General features: G+C 65.6%; 23 protein-coding genes. 11 read left to right on the top strand and 12 right to left on the bottom strand.

Going from position 1 to position 19,434, the window contains the following annotated elements; translation table 11 throughout:
* On the top strand, positions 1 to 1,185 hold a 1,185-nt coding region (gene glmM, locus ACFVAV_RS29030), incomplete at its 5' end, for a phosphoglucosamine mutase (RefSeq protein ID WP_379038720.1).
* 243 nt (positions 1,186 to 1,428) lie between these two features.
* Complete coding sequence (locus tag ACFVAV_RS29025; RefSeq protein WP_379038718.1) at positions 1,429 to 1,683, top strand: hypothetical protein; 255 nt, start codon at positions 1,429 to 1,431, stop codon at positions 1,681 to 1,683.
* On the opposite strand, the gene ACFVAV_RS29020 is transcribed toward ACFVAV_RS29025, so the two are convergent.
* Both ACFVAV_RS29020 and ACFVAV_RS29015 read right to left on the bottom strand, forming a co-directional pair.
* Entirely contained in the window at positions 1,684 to 2,118 is a 435-nt protein-coding gene (locus tag ACFVAV_RS29020) for a hypothetical protein (protein WP_379038717.1), read from the bottom strand.
* Between the two features lie 8 nt (positions 2,119 to 2,126).
* A complete protein-coding gene (locus ACFVAV_RS29015) occupies positions 2,127 to 3,767 on the bottom strand; it encodes an ABC-F family ATP-binding cassette domain-containing protein (protein ID WP_379038715.1) in 1,641 nt (546 codons plus the stop codon).
* 146 nt (positions 3,768 to 3,913) lie between these two features.
* On the opposite strand from ACFVAV_RS29015, the gene ACFVAV_RS29010 reads away from it, so the two are divergent.
* The 5 genes from ACFVAV_RS29010 (at position 3,914) to ACFVAV_RS28990 (ending at position 7,194) form a co-directional block, all read left to right on the top strand.
* Positions 3,914 to 4,105: a PspC domain-containing protein gene (locus ACFVAV_RS29010; RefSeq protein ID WP_019045152.1), complete on the top strand. Its 192-nt coding sequence runs from the start codon at positions 3,914 to 3,916 to the stop codon at positions 4,103 to 4,105.
* A gap of 94 nt (positions 4,106 to 4,199) precedes the next feature.
* Positions 4,200 to 4,508 carry a DUF6802 family protein gene (locus ACFVAV_RS29005; protein WP_379038713.1) on the top strand — a complete coding sequence of 103 codons (309 nt, stop codon included), beginning with the start codon at positions 4,200 to 4,202 and terminating at the stop codon, positions 4,506 to 4,508.
* A 91-nt stretch (positions 4,509 to 4,599) separates the two neighbouring features.
* Positions 4,600 to 4,941 carry a hypothetical protein gene (locus tag ACFVAV_RS29000; RefSeq protein WP_379038712.1) on the top strand — a complete coding sequence of 114 codons (342 nt, stop codon included), beginning with the start codon at positions 4,600 to 4,602 and terminating at the stop codon, positions 4,939 to 4,941.
* 28 nt (positions 4,942 to 4,969) lie between these two features.
* A complete protein-coding gene (locus ACFVAV_RS28995) occupies positions 4,970 to 6,697 on the top strand; it encodes a hypothetical protein (protein ID WP_379038710.1) in 1,728 nt (575 codons plus the stop codon).
* Positions 6,698 to 6,747: 50 nt separating this feature from the next.
* The gene (locus ACFVAV_RS28990; RefSeq protein WP_379038709.1) at positions 6,748 to 7,194 is read left to right on the top strand and encodes a hypothetical protein; all 447 of its coding nucleotides are present in this window, start codon (positions 6,748 to 6,750) and stop codon (positions 7,192 to 7,194) included.
* A gap of 194 nt (positions 7,195 to 7,388) precedes the next feature.
* Here the strand turns inward: ACFVAV_RS28990 and ACFVAV_RS28985 are convergent, their stop codons facing one another.
* From ACFVAV_RS28985 to ACFVAV_RS28945, 9 genes are all read right to left on the bottom strand, one after another.
* Entirely contained in the window at positions 7,389 to 7,736 is a 348-nt protein-coding gene (locus ACFVAV_RS28985) for a hypothetical protein (RefSeq protein WP_379038708.1), read from the bottom strand.
* Positions 7,737 to 7,855: 119 nt separating this feature from the next.
* Positions 7,856 to 8,623 (bottom strand): ESX secretion-associated protein EspG, encoded by a 768-nt coding sequence (locus ACFVAV_RS28980; protein WP_379038707.1) that lies wholly within the window; start codon positions 8,621 to 8,623, stop codon positions 7,856 to 7,858.
* Positions 8,616 to 9,809 carry a WXG100 family type VII secretion target gene (locus ACFVAV_RS28975; RefSeq protein WP_379038706.1) on the bottom strand — a complete coding sequence of 398 codons (1,194 nt, stop codon included), beginning with the start codon at positions 9,807 to 9,809 and terminating at the stop codon, positions 8,616 to 8,618. The genes ACFVAV_RS28980 and ACFVAV_RS28975 overlap by 8 nt, the downstream gene beginning before the upstream one ends.
* A complete protein-coding gene (locus tag ACFVAV_RS28970; RefSeq protein WP_379038705.1) occupies positions 9,809 to 10,270 on the bottom strand; it encodes a hypothetical protein in 462 nt (153 codons plus the stop codon). Before ACFVAV_RS28970 ends, ACFVAV_RS28975 begins: the two co-directional genes overlap by 1 nt.
* Before the next feature lie 26 nt (positions 10,271 to 10,296).
* Entirely contained in the window at positions 10,297 to 10,857 is a 561-nt protein-coding gene (locus ACFVAV_RS28965; RefSeq protein ID WP_379038704.1) for a DUF3558 domain-containing protein, read from the bottom strand.
* 116 nt (positions 10,858 to 10,973) lie between these two features.
* On the bottom strand, positions 10,974 to 11,498 hold the full coding sequence (locus tag ACFVAV_RS28960) for a hypothetical protein (protein ID WP_379038703.1): 525 nt from the start codon (positions 11,496 to 11,498) through the stop codon (positions 10,974 to 10,976).
* Positions 11,495 to 13,063: a WXG100 family type VII secretion target gene (locus tag ACFVAV_RS28955; RefSeq protein ID WP_379038702.1), complete on the bottom strand. Its 1,569-nt coding sequence runs from the start codon at positions 13,061 to 13,063 to the stop codon at positions 11,495 to 11,497. Before ACFVAV_RS28955 ends, ACFVAV_RS28960 begins: the two co-directional genes overlap by 4 nt.
* A complete protein-coding gene (locus ACFVAV_RS28950; RefSeq protein ID WP_379038701.1) occupies positions 13,063 to 13,377 on the bottom strand; it encodes a hypothetical protein in 315 nt (104 codons plus the stop codon). Before ACFVAV_RS28950 ends, ACFVAV_RS28955 begins: the two co-directional genes overlap by 1 nt.
* A 246-nt stretch (positions 13,378 to 13,623) precedes the next feature.
* The gene (locus ACFVAV_RS28945) at positions 13,624 to 15,201 is read right to left on the bottom strand and encodes a serine/threonine-protein kinase (RefSeq protein WP_379038723.1); all 1,578 of its coding nucleotides are present in this window, start codon (positions 15,199 to 15,201) and stop codon (positions 13,624 to 13,626) included.
* Positions 15,202 to 15,207: 6 nt separating this feature from the next.
* Here ACFVAV_RS28945 and ACFVAV_RS28940 point away from each other — a divergent pair, with 6 nt between their 5' ends.
* The 3 genes from ACFVAV_RS28940 (at position 15,208) to ACFVAV_RS28930 (ending at position 16,637) form a co-directional block, all read left to right on the top strand.
* On the top strand, positions 15,208 to 15,861 hold the full coding sequence (locus ACFVAV_RS28940; protein ID WP_379038700.1) for a Uma2 family endonuclease: 654 nt from the start codon (positions 15,208 to 15,210) through the stop codon (positions 15,859 to 15,861).
* 72 nt (positions 15,862 to 15,933) lie between these two features.
* Positions 15,934 to 16,212, top strand: a complete 279-nt coding sequence (locus ACFVAV_RS28935) for a hypothetical protein (RefSeq protein WP_379038699.1) — start codon at positions 15,934 to 15,936, stop codon at positions 16,210 to 16,212.
* A complete protein-coding gene (locus tag ACFVAV_RS28930; protein ID WP_379038698.1) occupies positions 16,200 to 16,637 on the top strand; it encodes a type II toxin-antitoxin system VapC family toxin in 438 nt (145 codons plus the stop codon). The genes ACFVAV_RS28935 and ACFVAV_RS28930 overlap by 13 nt, the downstream gene beginning before the upstream one ends.
* 6 nt (positions 16,638 to 16,643) lie before the next feature.
* On the opposite strand, the gene ACFVAV_RS28925 is transcribed toward ACFVAV_RS28930, so the two are convergent.
* On the bottom strand, positions 16,644 to 17,501 hold the full coding sequence (locus ACFVAV_RS28925; protein WP_379038697.1) for a dienelactone hydrolase family protein: 858 nt from the start codon (positions 17,499 to 17,501) through the stop codon (positions 16,644 to 16,646).
* Between the two features lie 36 nt (positions 17,502 to 17,537).
* Between ACFVAV_RS28925 and glmS the strand changes: the two genes are divergently transcribed.
* Positions 17,538 to 19,418: a glutamine--fructose-6-phosphate transaminase (isomerizing) gene (gene glmS / locus ACFVAV_RS28920; protein ID WP_379038696.1), complete on the top strand. Its 1,881-nt coding sequence runs from the start codon at positions 17,538 to 17,540 to the stop codon at positions 19,416 to 19,418.
* The last annotated feature ends 16 nt before the right edge of the window (positions 19,419 to 19,434 follow it).

Below are 19,434 nucleotides of genomic sequence, written 5' to 3'. Positions count from 1 at the left end.
AGTGGCGAAATGCTGGAGGCCGCGGTGACCGCGGGCCTGACCTCGGCGGGTGTCGATGTCCTCTCGGTGGGCGTGCTGCCCACCCCGGCCGTGGCGTACCTGACCGGCCTTTACGACGCGTGCTTCGGCGTGATGATCTCCGCCTCGCACAATCCCATGCCCGACAACGGCATCAAGATCTTCGCGGCGGGCGGGCACAAGCTCGACGACGCCGTGGAACAGCGGATCGAAGCCCTGATCGCCGAAGGCGTCACCGTGCGCCCGACCGGCGCGGGCATCGGCCGCGTGCGCGGCGACTACACCGTCGAGGGCACCCACGAACGCTATGTCGAGCATCTGCTCGAATCCACCGGCCAGGACCTGTCCGGGCTGACCGTCGTCGTCGACTGCGCGCACGGCGCGGCCGCCGAGGTGGCCCCGCAGGTGTACCGGGAGGCGGGCGCGACGGTGATCGCGATCAACGCCGAACCCAACGGTCTCAACATCAACGACGGCTGCGGGTCGACCCACCTCGAGGCCGTGCGCGCCGCCGTCCTCGAGCACGGCGCCGATCTCGGCATCGCCCTCGACGGCGACGCGGACCGGTCCCTCGCGGTGGACGCCGCGGGCACGATCGTCGACGGTGACGCGATCATGGCCGTGCTCGCGCTGGCGATGCGCGATGCGGGCGAGCTCGTCGACAACACCCTGGTCGCGACCGTGATGAGCAACCTCGGTCTGCACATCGCCATGCGCGCCGCCGAGATCACCGTGATCACCGCCGCCGTCGGCGACCGCTATGTGCTCGAGGAACTGCGCCGCGGTGGCTACAGCCTGGGCGGCGAGCAGTCGGGTCACGTGGTGTTCCCGCGCTACGGCACGACCGGTGACGGTGTGCTCACCGGGCTGCGGCTGATGGCGCGGATGGCCCAGACCGGGCGCCCGCTGGGCGAGCTGGCCGCGGTGATGAGCACCGTGCCGCAGGTGCTGGTGAACGTGCCGGTCAGCGACAAGGCCGCGGTCGCCGCCGACCCCGAGGTGCGCGAAGCGGTCGCCGAGGCCGAGCGGGTGCTCGGTGAGTCCGGCCGGGTCCTGTTGCGGCCCAGCGGAACCGAGCAGCTGGTACGGGTGATGGTCGAGGCCACCGACCCGGCGCAGGCGCGGCAGCTCGCCGACGATCTGGCCAAGCAGGTCGCGGCGGTCTAGTTCTCATCTGGCGGGTCGCGCCGGGTCCATCTACTATCGGCTTACGCCGTATTGACCTGTGTGCTGGTGGCGCGTGTGCTGCTCGGTGCACCGGATAGTTTGGCGCGCAACACGATTCGAAGGGGGCGATTCATGGTGCCGCCGCTGCCTGCCCGGAACTACCGCGAGGAGGACCGGTACCCGGTCGAGTACGATCCGTATCACCGCTGTGGTGGGGCATGCGGCAGACCGGGGTGCCGTGAGGTGCCGCAAGGGTATTCGCACACCGTCCCGATCCGGGACGAGGGCTACGGCCAGCCGGTCGAGCACTACGAACCGATCCCTGAACCGTCGCGCGGGTATTCGTTCCCCGTGCCACGGGTGCCGCGCTCGCGGTCGTTCATCGTCGTCGTGGCGATCCTCTTCGTGACCGGTGCCGCCGGTCTGATCGGGGCGAAGTTCGGATCCGACATCGACCTGTTCGGCGCCGCGGAAGCGGCTGTGGTGCAGTCGTTCTGATCAGAACTGGCCGACGACGAAACCGCTGAACAGCACCAGGAAGCCGGCGATCTCGCCCGCCATCAGGCCGTACATCGACAATCGCAGTGCGGCGGGGATAGCAGCGCCGGCGAATTGATTGGTGGTGTCGCGCCGCCAGCCGTGCAGCACATAGCTGGCGATCGCACCGACGAAGAACGCGAGGATCACCAGAGCCGCCGTCAGGTTGACGATCGTCGGCCACGCGCTGAGCTCGGTGAACACCGCGAGCAGCACCCCTGCGAAGGAGTACAGCAGGGCGGCGCGGTGCGCGATGTCGACGTAGATGTGCGCCGCGCCCTCGGGCGAGGTGCGGATGCCGTGGTACTTCCACACCCCGAGCAGCAGGGCGGTCAGGAAGATCAGGCCGGTGGCGAGCAGCGTGACGCGGGTATCGATGCCAAGTGTGAGGTCCATGGTGCGTCCTAATCCTCGGTGAGCAACCCACCGGCCATGTGCCAACGGCGGGTCGCACGAACAGAATCCAGCATCCGGCGATCATGCGTCACCAGAATCAGCGTGCCGGTGAAGGATTCGACGGCCTGCTCGAGTTGTTCGATGGCGGGCAGGTCGAGGTGGTTGGTCGGCTCGTCCAGGACCAGCAGGTTCACCCCGCGCGCCTGCAGCAAGGCCAGCGCGGCGCGGGTGCGTTCACCGGGGGAGAGGGTGTCGCAGGCGCGGGTCACGTGCGGGCCGCGCAGGCCGAATTTCGCCAGCAGCGTGCGGACATCGGCGTCGGGCCAGTCGGGCATCGCCGCGCTGAAGGTGCCGGCCAGCTTCTCCGGTCCGCGGAACAGTCCGCGCGCCTGGTCGACCTCGCCGATCTCGACGCCGGAACCCAGTGCGGCGGAACCGGAATCGGGGGCGATCTTGCCGAGCAGCAGGCCGAGCAGGGTGGACTTGCCGGAGCCGTTGGCGCCGGTGAGCACGATCCGGTCGGCCCAGTCGATCTGCGTGGTGATCGGGCCGAGGGTGAACTCGCCGCGGCGCACGACGGCATTGGCGGCGGTCGCCACCACCGCACCGCTGCGGGGCGCGGCCGCGATCTCCATCCGCAGCTCCCACTCCTTGCGCGGCTCCTCGACCACGTCCAGGCGTTCGATCCGGCGCTGGGTCTGGCGGGCCTTGGCCGCCTGCTTCTCGGTCGACTCGGCGCGGGTCTTGCGGCCCATCTTGTCCGAGTCGTTCTTGCCCTTGCGCCGCGCGTTGCGCACCCCGTGCTCGAGCCAGTTGCGCTGCATCTGCGCCCGCGCCTCCAACCCCGCCTTGGTGTCGGCGAATTCGTCATAGGCCTCGCGGGCGTGCTTGCGGGCGATCTCGCGTTCGGCCAGATACGCCTCGTACCCGCCGTCGTAGAGACCGACCTGCTGCTGCGCCAGATCCAGTTCCAGCACCTGATTCACGGTGCGCGCCAGGAACTCCCGGTCGTGGCTGATCACCATCAACGGCACCCGCACGCCGGTGACGAACCGTTCCAGCCGGTCGAGGCCGTCCAGATCGAGATCGTTGGTGGGCTCGTCGAGCAGCAGAATATCGAAGCGCGACAACAACACCGAGGCCAGACCCGCCCGCGCCGCCTGGCCGCCGGACAGACCCGTCATCGGAGTATCGAGTCCGCTCGCCAGCCCGTCGGTGAGGCCGAGATCGGCGGCCACCTCCTCGGCACGCTGATCCAGATCGGCGCCGCCGAGGGCGAGCCAGTGCTCGAGCGCGGGCGAGTAGTCGTCGGCCCCGCCCTCGCCCAGCCGCTCCGCCGCCGCATCCATCACCTGCTGGGCGACGGCAACGCCGGTCCGGCGAGAGAGGAATTCGAGCACGGTCTCGCCCTCGATGCGTTCCGGCTCCTGTGCGAGGTAGCCGACCGTCGCGTCCGGCGGGCTCAAGGTGATGGCACCGTCGCCGGCCGTGCGCTCGGCCAGCATCCGCAGCAGCGTCGACTTGCCGGCGCCGTTCACGCCCACCAGCCCGATCACGTCGCCGGGAGCGAGGGTGAAGTCGAGGTCGGCGAAGAGGGTCCGCTCGGCGTGGCCGGCGGACAGACCGGTGGCTTGCAATGTCGTGCTCACCTCTCTAAGTCTGCCCGCCTCGGGGTCAGACCCTGAGGTCGGGCCCGGGAGAAATCAGGGTGCGAATGGGTCTGCCGACCGATGCGGGGGAGTGGCCCGGATCGGCACAGTGGAGTCATCACCGCTCGACAGGAAGGCAACACACAATGACCGCCCCCGCCCGCCGCTTCACCCGTTCGACCAGCGACAAATGGATCGCCGGCGTCTGCGGTGGCATCGCCGAGTACTTCGGCTGGAACGCCAACATCGTCCGCCTGGTCTTCGTCGTCTCCTGCCTCCTGCCCGGCCCCCAGTTCCTCCTCTACCTGGTCCTGTGGCTGATCATGCCCAAGAAGTAACGCCCGACCGCTCCGGCACCCGCTCGCGGATGACAAGATGGTGGAAATCCCACCGCGTCGTCATCCGCGAGTTTTCCGTTTGAGGAGGAGTCCCATGGTCACCTCGGGCGACATCCCCGGCCTCGGCCTACCCGACATCGACGCCCACTCGTCCCTCGGCGGCCTCGGCCCCGTCGAACTCCATCAGCCGTCCCAGGACCTCGACGGTGACGGAGTGGTCGACTCCCTCACCGACGCAACGCCCCACGACACCAGCGTCTGGTCGGACTTCGACCATGACGGGATCGCCGATCATGTGACGGTGGTCGAGGCGGATGGGGACTACGCGGCGTGGGAGTACCACCGGTTTCCCGATGGGACGTCGGAGTGGCGGCGGACGGACCAGGGGAATCTGGGGGAGTAATTCTGCTCCGCGGGTGGAACCTGCGGGCAGGTTCCCGCGTCCAAGTAGGTAGGGCGTCGTCCGGGCGCGCTGCAAGCAGCGGAGGTGGGGGATGGGCACGCAAGTTTCCGGCGGAGTTGTCGTCAACCAGAGCGAGATGACCAGGTCGGTCAACAGCTTGAAAACCACTGTGTCCGAGCTACGTACCGCGGCGAAGAACGTCGAGGGCAACAGCTGGGGTGCGGGCCGCAACGGCGTGGAATCCGAAGCGGGCCGCGCCTACGTGGACTACGGGGTGCGGATCGCGCAGGGCATCGAGCGAACGGTCACCTGGCTGAAGGTGTGGACGACGTCGACCGAGGCCACCGCGGAGGCGATCGGCAACGCGACGGTCGAGTTCACCGAAGTCGACAAGAACACCGCACGAGCCCTCGACCGGACCGGTGCGAAGTGAGCACTGACATCCGACGGGAGGCCGGGCGATGACGCAGTCGGTAGACGACATCCTCAACGACGGTTCGAAAGGTCTGCTCTATTTCGAGCAACTGCTGCCGCTGTACCAGGAAGCTTTCGGCAATGATGCCGGCTGGCCGAAGCTGAAGATCCAGGCAGCGTACGACCAGGAGCGAGGGATGAACCTCGCAAAACTGGTGACCTCCGCTGACGCGCTGCAGAAGATGATCACCGTGGCCGACACCCAGCGTGGCAATCAGCAGTCGGCGGCGACCGCGTTGGGATCCACCTGGCAGGGCGCGGCGGCCGACGCCGGAATCGGGCGGCTCCGCGAGATCGTCGGTCTCGCCGAAGGAGACCGGGGCAAGGTACAGGCGTTGGCGACCGCGATGTCCGGTGCGGCGACCGCGTTGCAGAAGATCGTCGAGGACAAGGCTGCCACCGTCAAGAAGCTTGCCGACGGGAATCGTGTCGAGGTCGGCAGTCAGCGGACGCTCATCACCATCGGTGAGATGACGGTGGTCGACATTCAGCAGATCATTCGCAGCAGCAAGTCGGGCGACATCCTGAGCTCGCTGCTGCAGCGGCTGACCGAAGTGCCCGATATCGAAGATCGCGCGAAAGACCTCGAGCGGAATTCGGACGCGTGGAAGCAGGCCGTCAAGGAGATCTGCGTCGACTGGCTGGATACGGTCTTCAAGAAGGATTACAACGACAAGCTCGGCGTATTCAATGCTCAGTGCACCACCACCCTGATCGCTGTGCAGGGGCAGTACAACGCCGTTCAAGCCGCTGCCGATGCGGTCGAGGAGCGTGCGTATCCCTCGGTGGCCGGGGTTACCGCGGCCGCGCCTGGCGACAATACAGCCAACGGCGATCCGTCGAAGACGAACGGCAATCAGCCCGGAACCAACGGCAATCAGGCGGCTACGAACGACGGCCAGACCGCGACGGCTGGAACACAGAACGGTGACACGTCCACCGGGTCACCGGTGCAGACGAAGGCGCAGACCACCGACGACTCCTCTTCCGATGATGATGATGACGACGAAGATGACGATTCCGACACCAGCAACGCACTGAGCGCAATCGCATCGACATTGAGTGAGCTCGGAAGCACTGTCTCCAGCGCGCTCACCGGTGATCTCGGGGATTCGCTGACTTCGGCGATCGAATCGGCGGGAACGGCGATCAGCGACGGCATCGAGCAGATGACGGAACAGGCGAGCAGCCTGCTCTCCGGTGAGCACGAGGCATCGTTCCAGCTCGGTGACACCAAGGTGAGCATCGAGGCCGGCGAGAACGGGCTGTCGTTGACGACGACCGGTGCTGATGGCACGACAACGCAGTACCGATTGACGTTGGACGAGAACGGGATTCCGGTCATCGAACAGGATTCGAGTACCACCGAGAATGGGGACGCATCGCCCGGCACCGAGGACGGCGATGCATTGGGTTCGGGCGCAACGGAATCCGGGGGCGGCAATGGTGAAGCCGGTCCGGCGGACGCTGGAGTGGAAGCAGGCGGCGGAGTCACACCGACCACGCCGGAAACTCCTGACCTGACCGATGCTCCAGTGACCAGCGAAATCGGTAGCGGTGAGCCCTCTTCCGGTTCCGCGGGAGGTGGTTTGCCTGTAGCTCCGCGGCCGACCCGGCAGGAAACAGACGGCGAACACACCCCGACTGTCGAGGATCACCCGGCGAGCAACCCGGGCGATTCCGGCGCCATCCTCGCCGAGGCGGGCCCGCTGTGATGACGCTCATCCTTGGCGGATCCCACTCGACAACGGGGGACTGATCGTCCGTGGACTACGCGGCAGAGATCGAGCAGATCGCGGCGGAGGCGCATCGTCGTTCGACCATGCTGATGGACGAGATCGATGAGATCAACAGGCAGACCATGCTCCGTGCCGAACAGTTCGCCGTCGAGGCCGGCCAGCGCCTGCGCGAGCTGGTGGAGCAGGAAACGGCAGAAGACGAAGCGGGAACTGTTGAGCCGCAACCGGATCAGAGTAGGGAAGATCCTGCACATGAGGTCGCACCCGTGACGGCGGTGCAGACACCGCCGTCCGGGCCCGTAGTCTTCGTGCCGGATCCGAACTTGACTCCTGAGCAACAGCGCCAGGCCGAGATCCGGGCCGCCGTCGCGCGGGCGAGGGCGGCGCGGGAGGCCAGGTCGACGGTGGCACCATCGGACGGAGACTACGACTCCGAATCCGAGTACTACCGCCGGTCGACTTGGCTGGACTGACTGGGCTAACTCGGCTCCGGGGGTGCCGCGCCTAGGTCGCGCCACCGAGGATTTAGTCGGTGGCGCGGCTAGGTGCTGTTTTGATCTGAACATTTAGAGCGACATCAGCTGCGACAACTTCAGGAAGAGGCTCGCCTGTGGCCTGTGGTTGAGCCGGTGCTCGAGCCGGCCGCGGCTGTCTGAGTGGCTTGGCTTCACGCTGCCGTTCGGGTGTCGCGGCGGCGTACCTGGACCACGAGTGGGATTGTGTCGCGGCCCGATCCTGGGTTCCCGACGTTGCGTGCGAGGTCCGCGATCGTCGGCCAGCCGCCGTCGCCGGAACGGATCTTGACCAACCCGAAGACCAGGTCGCCGAGGCTGGCATGAATCCATGCCGGTAGCAGCACCGAGTTGACCACGATGACGGCTGTGACCGGCAGTGCCAACACCGCCGCCACGATAGCGCCCGAATCTTCGCGAAGGGCGAACAGCAACAGGACTGATCCTAGAAAGGTGGCCCACGCCAGGCAGACGTCCACTGAGCCGGCTACGAAAGCACGCATCGAGCGAGGCGCGGGATACCTCGGATCCTCTGGCGCGCCATGGTATGTCGCGATGTGCGGCGGCATGACGGGGTGGGGCGAGGGAATTCGGCTTCTGGGTCGGCGTGCACTGACTTTCCTCACCAGGCGTGTTCGTTCTCGCGCTCGCGCAGCCGACTCAGGGAACGGTCAATCCAGTTCGTCAGGAGCGCGCGCAGGTCGTCGCTGGCGGCCGGGCGGACCTGCACCTGGTCACGGTCGCGTTGCAGCAGGTAGCGGCCGTCTTTGGTGATGTCGAACCACTGTGCGCTGTACCAGGAGTCGGACCGGGCGCCGAGCGGGCCGGGCAGTAGTTCGGCGATTCCGCCGCCGTCGCGCGGTTGACCGAGAAGGCGTTCGAACTGCTTGCTTGGCGAGTCGCGATAGCCGTCGTTGCCGCCTCGTCGTGCCGAGGTGATGTCGTCGATGTGGAACATTCGGCTCGATGAGCGTCCGGCCGTGAACTCTGGCAGCAGCTTGGCGATCCGACCCGGCAGGTTGTCCGGGCGGAACAGCCTGCACCGGATGCGCTCCTCGACGTCATCGGTGACGGTCTGGGACAGCAGGACCGCATGATGAACGGTCTGTGCGCCGAGCAGCCGGTACATTCGTCGTCGATCACCGCCGAGGCGGGTCGATTCACCGACGATTCTGATCTGCAAGTCGCAGTTGCTCAAGGTATGGAAGGCGAGCTGGATCAGCTCGGTCTCCTCGCGGTCATACCTTGCGTGCACCGCTGCTCGGTGCGCTCGTTCTTCGCTGAGGGTGGGGATGCGGCTGGTGTAGCCGAGTGGACCCGGAAACCGATCGTGCGCGTCGTTCAACCAGAGAGCCGCGAAATCGTCTGGCTCCCAAGTCCATTCACTCATCTATGTTCCCGCCGATTACGCCGCCCTGAATTGTGCGTGGCATCTCACCGAGTAGTTCCTCGGTGTTCTCCATGTTCTTCAGCCAGTCCGGGATCTGGTGGGTCTCGTCGTCTTCGGACTTGCCACCGCCTCGGCCGCCACCCATGCCGCCCATGCCTGGTGCACCCGCTCTGCCGGTGCCACCTCCGCTCGCTGCGGCGGTCGCGCCGGTCGGAACTCGCGCAGCGGTCGGTGATCCAGCCGTGACACCGCCCGGCGCGGGGGCGCTTGGGCTGCCGCTGCCCGGGCTACCGCCGCCCGGGCTGCCGCCGCCGGGTGAACCGGCACCGGGCGAACCCGCACCCGGCGTCCCTGCCGGATTGACCCCCGCCGGAGTCGTCTCCGGGGTGGACGCAGGTGATGTCGAGTCCGGCGAATCCTCGTCCTCGGTCGTCGACGGATTGGTGTCGTCGGTGGTGTCGTCGTCGCTGGAATCGTCTGTGTCGGTAGGTGTCTCGGTAGTCGCGGGGTCTTCGGTGGTCGGCGCGGTCTCGTCGCCCGGATTTCCGCCGTTCGCGCCGCCCGGATTCGAGCTGTCGCCGTTGCCTCCGCCGTTGGCGCCCGAATCGCCGCCGGTCGGCTTCCATGAGGTCAGCGGTGAGGTCGGGCTCTCGGGTTGCGGGAGGACGGGAATCTGCCCATCGGCGGCGACAAAATCTGTGACGTAGTGGTCCTGCATCGCCTCGCGTGCTTCATCGCGGGCTTTGTTGATCGCGGTCATCGAGCGGTTTCCCGGTTCGGCGAACCAGAAATCATGGCCATCCAGATTCCATACGCTGTCGGGCATGTTCTGCGGCTCGTCAACGTTTGTCCGGGTGTTGTTCACGCCGTTTACTGTGGTGGTGACCTGCTGCGCCAATGCGTTCAATGCCGGAGTCAGCTCCAGTGCCCGCGTCGCATAGTCGGCAATGGCATTCTGAGAGGCCGTCGCCGCCGCGCCTTCCCAGGCTGACGTGCTCGACCGACGGATCCTTGCGGCAAAGGTCTCGACGGCAGCAGACCAATCCGAGGCGAGTTTCTGGTATTCGGATTTCGCGTTGTCTGCTTCGGTTGTGTCGAGCGGATTGAATGCTCGGTAGATCGCCCAGTGCTCCCAGGTGTTCGGCTTCTCTGGTTCGCCGATTCGGGCCTTCTCATTTCCGGTCATCAGGCAAGCCCTTCCGTGGACCCGATCGCCGATGGCGGAACATTCGCTGAGAGTTCGTTGTAGCGGGCCGCGAATTCTTCATCTGTTGCCATGTAACGTTTTGCGATCTCGCGGTGCAAATCTCGGATATCGGCAACAATATTGTAGTGCTGTTGGAGGATGTCCTCGAGATTGTTGTCGGAATCGGTGGAAGCGCCGACCTTTCCGGCCTTACCGCGGAACCAGCCCACCACAGTCGATGCCGATGTCAGGCCCTCGGTGGTTTCGCCCAGTCCCCATTTTTCGCGGTTGGCGATACCGCGGGCTTGTCTCTGCAGATTGTTAATTTCATCCAGAAACGCTTCGCAGTCTCGCTCCATATACACGAACTCGTCGGCATTGACGCGCACGTCAGTACTGAATGAAACGCTCAATCCGCCATTTTTCGCTTCTTGAACCAAGTTTTCGAGTGGTGTCGCCATGTTCCCTCCCTCTGCTAACGACGTATCTAGCTTCCAGCTTGGATGGTCGGAGTCAGCATATTTGCAAGATCTTTCGCGATATCACAGGGATGGCGGTGACCGGATTTTTCTCTGTTCGGCCGATTGCCGATAGAGATTTCCATGCTGCCGTTCTTCATCTCGACGTTGATCTCACACGACAAGCCGTCCTGCGCTGGTTTGTAGTGAATGATCGTGGGACGACCAGCGATTTGCGATTCCTCGCGGATTACTACCTCGGGATTCGTCTTGATCTGCTGCATCGTGATGGTGCTCACTGTGATGGACGCGTTGTATCCTCCCCGCTGGATCCACCCGCATCCCAACCACTTGTTGCGCCCGGTCGTCCACCGGTCGTCTTTCCTCGGATTCCGCAACTCCTCCGCGTCGATCACCGACTGCGGCAGACTGCATCCGTCGAACCCGGTGGGCAACACCGACTCCTGGGTCGTGGTCGCTGCCGAGGAACTCGGCTGCGCATCTCCTTCGCTTCCCGAGCTGCACCCGCCGAGGAGTGCTGAGATCGCCCCGCCGACGACCAGTATCCGTACGGCTGCCCCGCGGTTCATCGATCAGCTCCTCGTTCCGGTCACAGGCCGGTCCGCTCCCGCCCCAACGGCGAATTTACACCCCGTGGGGCGGCCAGCGACGCCGTCTCCGAGCCGCAAGAGCGTTCTGCCACGGTCTATCCGAACCAATTCTTGCCGCGGAAGTACTCGCTCTCCTGGTCGTAGCCGTCGTAGTCGACTGGCTCGACGCGCTCGGCCGCTCGGCGCGCAGCGGCTGAGCGGGCCATCGCCTCGCGTGCCTCGCGCAGTTGGTCTTCGCCGAGCGAGGCCGCGCCGCCCGCGGGTGACCAACTCGCCGGTGTGTGTTGCTCAGCGACGGCAGACCGGTGCCTTCCAGTACTCAGCTCGTTGTCCGAGGTTGCGACCCGGGCTTGCTCGACCACAGCGCGTGCCATCGCGTCGCGTAGTTGTTCTTCGCGGCGGACGGCGTCGAAATTGATGACAGGCTGAGGCTCGGTGATCGGTTCCTGCTGTTCGGCGGCCTGCTGCTCAGCAGCTCGTTCCTCAGCGGCTCGCGCTTCGGCCAACAGGTTGTCGCCGATGGCCTGCAAGCGGGCTCGTTCGTCTTCGAACTCGGCTCGAAGCATGCGGGCTCTGCGGAGATGCTCGGCAACCAGGTCCTGGATCGGGGAGTAGCTCACAGGGGACCTGCCTCTGCAAGTTGTGCGCCGGTGTCGGCCGGCGTTTCCGGTTCGGGGATGGTCGACCAGTGTTCGGTGTCGGCGACCTGGTTGTTGTTGGCGGTGGATATTCCTGGCTGAACGGCCATGCTCCCGGCGACGGCGCCGTCGGTGGTCTCGCCCTCGGTGGTGGACTCGTTGGGCGCGGCGGTCGTGCTCGGAGTCGGCTCTGTCGATGCGGCCGAGTCGGTGATCACCGGGATGCCGTTCTCGTTCAGGGTGAGTCCGTATGCGTGGGTCGTGCCCGCGGTGTCGGTAGTGGTGAGTTTGAGTTGCCCGTCGTCTCCGGTCGCCAAGCTGAGAGTGGTCCCGGCGATGTTGATTTCGGTGGAGCCGTTCCCGCTGAACAACGTGCTCAGCTGCTCGATGCCGCTGGTGATCGACGTTCCGAGCGAACTGAGGCCGGTGCCGATGGATTCGGCGATGGATTCGGCCGAACCGGACGATCCTGAGGTGAGGCTCGACAGTTCGCTGACCACCGAGCTCAGTGTCGACAGTCCGCTCGAGACCGTCGACAACAAGCTGCTCAGATCGGTGGACGAATCGTCGTCGTCATCATCGTCGGTTGTTGTCGGATTCTTGGTTCCCGCGGTGTCGGTTTTCGTGTCGTCGGTAGTCGTAGCGGGGGTGGTATCCCCGGTCGAGCTACCTCCGCCGCCATTCGAGGTTCCGTCACCAGATGGGTTGTTCGTGGTGGGGTTGCCATTCTGGGAGGTATCTGGTGCTGGGGTGTCCGATGGCATCGGATAGGGGGCGGCTTCTACTGCGGCGAGCGCCGTCGTTGCCTGCTTGAACACCTCGCGGACAATCCTGGAGGTCTCTCTGCATACTTCTTCGTAATGCAGGACGGTCGCCTCGACCTGTGGAACGAATACGTCTCGCAGGAATCTCATTTGATATTCAACGGTATCGGCGTACTCGATGCAGTTTTCAATTGTTCCGATGAGGAAATCCTCGTTTCGGCCTTCCAATTTGAAATCTGGAGTACCTGCGGGACGCCAATACCCTTTGACGTCAGAGGCCTTCTCGGTGACGATATTGCGTAGAGCCTTCGCCAGCTCGCCCAACTCCTGGGAGGCTGTTCGGGTGTGGTTGTAATCTTCGTCGGCCCGCCGAACTTGTTCATTCAGCATGGTGAACGCAGCATCGCCTGCATCACCCTTCCAGATGCTCTGCATCGCATTGCGTTGCGTCTGCTGGGTCTGCAATTCTGTGTACAGGTTGGGAAGCGTGTTCGCGAGCGTGCTCGCCATCCGCTCGATCGCCTCGATGTCCATGCCCTGCTCGGCATCGTATAGTCCGCACAGAGTGTAGTAATCGCGTCCAGCGATATCTGCTTTTCCGAGGCTATGTTTCTCGAGGCATTGCCTGTACAGTGGAAGGTAGTATTTGAAATACTCCAGCCCCTCGGCGCCATCGCTGAGAATCTTGTCAGCATTTCCGGCCGAACTGGAGACGGCATGCTCCCAATCGGAGTTTATTTTGCCGTCCTTGACTACTCCGGATTCGTCCGCTGTCCAACTCATCAGAGATCCACCCCAGCGGCCGTGATCTTGGTTACGTTGGCGTCATCGGTGGCCGAATACGTATTCGCGCTGGTGGTGTACGCATTCCCCGACTTGGTCACTGCGGTCTCCCAATGCGTCAACCATGCACCGATGCTCACGATCTCAGCACCGAACTTGGCGCCTTCGTCCCCGTAGGCCCGGCCTGCCTGGGCTGCACTGAACGACCACCCACTGATGTCCTTGTTGAGTGCTTTGATCTTGTCCCCCGAACTGGTCAGATTGCCTCCGAGCTTGCGAAGCTCCTCCGCATCGACCGTCACGTGACTGCCCATCGGACCCCTCCCTCCGTCTTCCCTTGCGGCACAGCGTCGGCTACATATTAGGCCGGGGTGGTGATCGATCGCACCCGTGGTTCGTGCTGACGGATAGCGACGCGGTTCTCCCCTTCGACCGGGGCGGGCGGGTCGACCACGGTGGTTTGGGGGTCGAGGTATCCAGGTTGAAGCAGAGGTGTCCAAGTTGAACTAGGACAATTAGCTCGGTGCCTGCTGTATCAACGTAGCCACGCATGCGTCAGTTCAGTCCGTGAGGCCCGAACGCTTCAAGAAGGTTTGCGCCGACAGGACGTCCTTGAACCCACTGGCATAAATAGCCAGACCGGTCCCCGCGTTCGACCAATACAGCCCAGTATCGTTGCCGTTCGACGGGATCCGCGCGGCGGTTTCGCCTTGGTCGACCAGGTCGCCGACGTATCCGCTCCTCTCGGTGCGGATGTTCTCGACGTGTTGGGCAGGTGCGCGCTGGATGGTGGCGTGAAAGCGGACCTCACCGTTGCGGGTGCCTCCGATGAGAAGGGAATCGGTGCCCGGGATCGTGCAGGTGAGGCCCCCGGACTCGGGCGCGGTGCAGGTGGCCGCGTCCCGCAGTTTGCTCGGCATCGCTGCTTCGATCGCCTCCGACCCGTATTTGATCCGGTCGCGGATCTCCAACCCGGCGAAGGTTCCCGCGGTACCGACGATGCCGAGTACCACGACACCGACGACCACCGGCCACTTTCGGCGAGGACCTACTCGACGAGCCGGCGAGTGGTTCGCGACAGGTGGCAGATGTGGTGATGGCGTGTGCTGGGCCCCAGGGGCAGGTCGAGGCGGCATCGGTGCCGGCGGCCTCGACATGAACGGCGTCGCCATCACGGTGTCCGCCTCGCGTGCCCGCAGCGCTTCGGCTGCAGCCCAAGCGAATTCGCCGCAGCTCGAATAACGATCCTCAGCACGTTTTGCCAGTGCCCGCCCGATCACCGCGTCGAGGCTGCGCGGCAGATCCGGACGGCGACTGCTCAGCGGTGGCGGTGGTTGGCGCATCTGGGCATCGATCAGTGCGACCGGATTGGTTGCCGCGAACGGAGAATCACCGGTCAGCAGCGCGAACAACGTGCATGCCAGTGAGTATTGATCGCAGCGATGATCCAGCGGCAGCGCGGCCAGCTGTTCCGGTGCGGCATAGGCGAGGGTGGCGGTGAAGGTTCCGGTACGCGTCAGTCCGCGCATGTCGTGCGATCTGGCAATGCCGAAGTCCGTCAGCAGGACTCGCTCCGGCTCGTCCGCTTCGGGGGCGGCCAGCAGGATGTTGGCCGGCTTCACGTCGCGGTGCAGCACCCCGCGCCGGTGGGCGTGGTCGAGCGCCGAGGCGACATCGGTGATGATCCGCATCGCCCGATCAGGATCGACGATTCCCAGTGACGCAGCATCGGCGCCCGCGACATACCGCATCGCGATCCACGGAGCAGCGCCCTCTACGCCACGGTCGTAGACCGAGGCGATGTTCGGATGCTCGAGCTGTGCCGCGACCTCGGCCTCTCGTTCGAATCGAGACCGGATCTCGCTGTCCTCGAACATCTCCGGATTCAATATCTTGAGCGCGGTCAGCCGGGGCAGTCGAGGATGCCTGGCCAGATACACAGTGCCCATGCCGCCATGGCCGAGAACCCCCTCGACCTGATATCCGGCAAATGCCTCACCGACACGAAGACTGGACACCTGACCCCCCCGTTCGACCACCCATGACCTGTGTGAGCCACATGCTAACGCGATGCTCGGTGACGTCAGAATTCGCCGATCGGATCTCGCCTGCGCAACGGCTTCGTCCGGGGCTACCATGACGCCATGGCAAGTCCATCTTCGGAACGCCCAGTTTTGCCCGAGTTCATGACTTGGGAAGAACTCGAACAGCTCCCCGAGGAGATCGCCGCCCAGATCGAGCTGTGGGAGGGGCGGGTGGTGTGGGTTCGCCGCGGACCCGCGGAACACCAGGAGTTCACCAATCTGCTCTGGGCTGCGCTGCGCCGCTGCGCACGCGAGGCGATCACCGCCGATCCAGAACGCTGCTGGCGGGTGCACACCGAAACGAACATCTTCTTCGGCCGAACTGGCAAATCGGACTTCGCGACCCCGGATTTCCTGGTGCGCCCCTGCGTGGATGCGCCTTATCAGGACATACGCGCCGATGATGTGCTGCTTGTCGGTGAAGTGCTCTCGCCGTCGAACTCCCCGGCCGACATGGAGGAGAAGAAGGCCCGGTATGCCGGTGCCGGAATCCCCTGGTATTGGGAAGTGACGCTGGAGCGGGCACACAGCGCGATCGCCTCGGTTCGTGCCTATGCGCTGGAGACGACCCACGGCAACCTGCCGCCAGGTGTCCGCCCACTGCACCCGGCCAACTACATCCTGGCGGGGATGTGGTCGCCCAAGAAGTCCGACCGCATCGCCATGGCCCTGCCATTCCTGATCGACATCGCCTGGGGCGAACTCGAATTCTAGGTATCCGAGAGGCCGAAGACGTGGCGTACAAAACTGTACGGTTCTGTACGGTTTTGGCGTAGTCTCGGGGGTATGACCACTATCAGGGCGGAGGAGGCTCGACTTCCGCGTCGGGCCAAGGAAGCGGTGGATCGGCATGAGCGGGTGGTCGTGGAGAGCCACGGCCGACCCGCCTATGTCATCGTCCATCCTGACGAGTACCCGGAAGCCGGCCGTCGGCGTGGCCGTTCCATGAACGAGGCGATTCGGCTGCTTACCTCAGCGGCGACTCCCGATCCTGAATTCGGCGACGATCTCGAAGCGGTGCGTGACACCGTGGGCCCGATGCCGGAGGACCCGTGGGCACACTGATCGACACGACGGTCTTCATCGACCTCGAGCGTGCCTACACGCGTGGTGGTACCGCCACATTGGACAAGATCGCCAACCAGCTAGGTGCGCAGATCGGCTTCGATGAGGATGTCGCCATGGCATCGGTCACGGCTTCGGAGCTCCTGCACGGGGTCCACCGGGCAAAGCCCGAATTCCGGTCCCGGCGTGAGGCTTTTGTCGAGATGGCGATCGCCGCGTTCCCGCCGCTGCCGTTCGATCTGCTCGCGGCGCGAATCCACGCTGGGGTTTGGGCCGACCTGACCAAACGCGGCCAGGAGATCGGTGCCCACGACGTGCTTGTCGCTGCCAGCGCGATGAGTATCGGTTGGCAGGTCGCCACCGCGAATACTCGCCACTTCGAACGGATACCCGGACTCGACGTTCGTCCAGTCCGGTTCGGCTGAGCCGGACTACCCCCGAATGAGTTTGGCGACCGTGCCGATGGACAGCTTCGGGGTCTCCTCTTCGACCGGCGCGTGGGGGTCGACCACCGTGGTGTGGGGGAGGGCGGCTTCGGGGTCGGCGAACGCCGCGTACTTCTTGTCGGCGAGGAGGGTGTTGAGGAGGTAGCCGGTGAGGAGGGCTCGGGTGGTTTTCTCGGTTTTGTGTTCGTAGCGGCCTGCGCCGAGGGCGGCGAAGAGGCGGCGGCCTTCGACGATGCCGTTGTGGGTGGCGCCGTCGATGGTGCGCAGGATCGAGGGGCCTGACCAGGCGGTGGCGAGGGCGCGGGCGTTGGAGCTGACGGAGTCGAGGTCCCGGGCGCCTGCCAGGATCAGGCCGGGTGTGTCGAGGTCGGGGGCGATGTTCTCCGCGGTGGGGGAGGTGGGGGCGGGGAACAGGGCGGCGACGGCGGCGACACGGCGCTGAGCTGCGGCGATGACGGCGGCGCCGGCGCCCATGCCGTGGCCTGCCAGGGCGAGGCGGTCGGGGTGCACGCTGATGGTGCCGTCGCCGAGGCGGACCTTGCTGACGATGTCGAGCGTGGTGAGCAGGTCGGTGCCCAGGTCCAGGTGTGACGGGATCGGGCCGCGTTCGGTGTCGGGCGCGGCGACGACGAAGCCCCACGACGCGACGTGCTCGAGCAGGCTCTTGTAGTTCTCGGCGCTGGTCAGCCAGCCGTGCGCGAACGCGACGGCGGGCAGGTTCAGCCCGGACTCGGGCGTGTACACCACACCAGGCTGGCCCGCGATGCCCAGATTTCCGCGCAACACCCGGTGGGGGCCACGTGCGGACAGGGTGCTCAGGAGCGATTTCACAGACACCGACACGGCGAGAAGAGTATCCGATCAGTAGGGTGGTGGACCATGTGCGGAATCGTGGGCTACGTCGGATACCGGGACGCGCTCGGCGTTGTCGTCGACGCGTTGCGACGCATGGAGTATCGCGGATACGACTCGGCGGGGGTCGCGATCCTCGACGGAAACGGGTCGATCGCGGTCGAACGCAAGGCGGGCAAGCTGGCCAATCTGGAGGCCGAGCTGGACGCCGCCGGTGCGGACCGGTTCACGGGTACCAGTGGCATGGGGCACACCCGGTGGGCGACCCACGGCGCCCCGACCGACCGCAACGCGCACCCGCATCGCGATGTCTCCGGCAAGCTGGCCGTCGTCCACAACGGGATCATCGAGAACTTCGCGCCGCTGCGCCGCGAGCTCGAGAACGCCGGGGTCGAGCTGCTCAGTGACACCGACACCGAGGTCGCGGTGCATCTGGTCGCGCGGGCGTATGCCGACGGCCCCACCGCGGGCGACTTCACCGCGAGCGCGCTGGCCGTGCTGCAGCGTCTCGAGGGCGCGTTCACGCTGGTCTTCACCCATGCCGATCATCCCGGCACGATCGTCGCGGCGCGGCAGTCGACGCCGCTGGTCGTCGGCGTCGGGCAGGGCGAGATGTTCATCGCCTCCGATGTCACCGCGTTCATCGAGCACACCCGCGAGGCGGTCGAGCTCGGGCAGAACCAGGCCGTGGTCATCACCGCCGACGGCTACACCGTGACCGACTTCGCCGGTAACACCGAGGGCGTGGTCACTACGCCGTTCACGATCGACTGGGATCTGGCCGCCGCCGAGAAGGGCGGCCACGACTACTTCATGCTCAAGGAGATCGAGGAGCAGCCGACCGCCGTCGCCGACACCCTGATGGGGCATTTCGTCGTCGACGAGAACGGCGGCCGGATCGTCCTGGACGAGCAGCGCCTCGCCGATCAGGAACTGCGCGAGTTCGACAAGGTGTTCGTCGTCGCGTGCGGCAGTTCCTACCACGCGGGTCTGCTCGCCAAGTACGCGATCGAGCACTGGACCCGGGTGCCGGTGGAAGTCGAGCTCGCCAGCGAGTTCCGCTACCGCGACCCGGTGCTGGACCGGTCGACGCTGGTGGTGGCGATCTCGCAGTCCGGCGAGACCGCCGACACGCTCGAGGCGGTGCGCCATGCCAAGGAGCAGAAGGCGCGCGTGCTCGCGATCTGCAACACCAACGGCGCGCAGATTCCGCGCGAGTCGGACGCGGTCATCTACACCAGGACCGGGCCCGAGATCGGTGTCGCGTCGACCAAGGCGTTCCTCGCGCAGGTGGCGGCCAACTATCTGGTCGGCCTGGCGCTGGCGCAGGCGCGTGGGGTCAAGTACCCGGACGAGGTCGCTCGCGAGTTCGCCGAGCTCGAGGCCATGCCGAAGCAGATCGCGCGGGTGCTGGAAACCGGTTCGCAGGTGCGGGCCATCGCGCGTGAGCTGGCGCACGTGCCGACGGTGCTGTTCCTGGGTCGCCACGTCGGCTACCCGGTGGCGCTGGAGGGTGCGCTCAAGCTCAAGGAGCTCGCGTACATGCACGCCGAGGGCTTCGCCGCGGGTGAGCTCAAGCACGGGCCGATCGCGCTGATCGAAGACGGCCTGCCGGTGATCGTGGTGATGCCGTCGCCGAAGGGCAGGCCGGTGCTGCACTCGAAGCTGCTGAGCAATATCCGGGAGATCCAGGCGCGTGGCGCGCGGACCATCGTGATCGCCGAGGAGGGCGATGACACGGTGCGGCCGTTCGCCGACGACCTGATCGAGATCCCGGCCGCGCCGACGCTGTACCAGCCGCTGCTGTCGACCATCCCGCTGCAGATCTTCGCCGCCGAGGTGGCGCAGGCGCGCGGCTACGACGTCGACAAGCCGCGCAACCTGGCCAAGTCGGTCACCGTCGAATAGGGCGTGCGCGGCCGGC

Origin of the sequence: Nocardia sp. NPDC057663, from assembly GCF_042799895.1 — a bacterium.
Lineage (GTDB): Bacteria > Actinomycetota > Actinomycetes > Mycobacteriales > Mycobacteriaceae > Nocardia.
Note: the sequence above shows the minus strand (reverse complement) of the source record. Positions and strands in the feature narration are given on the sequence as shown.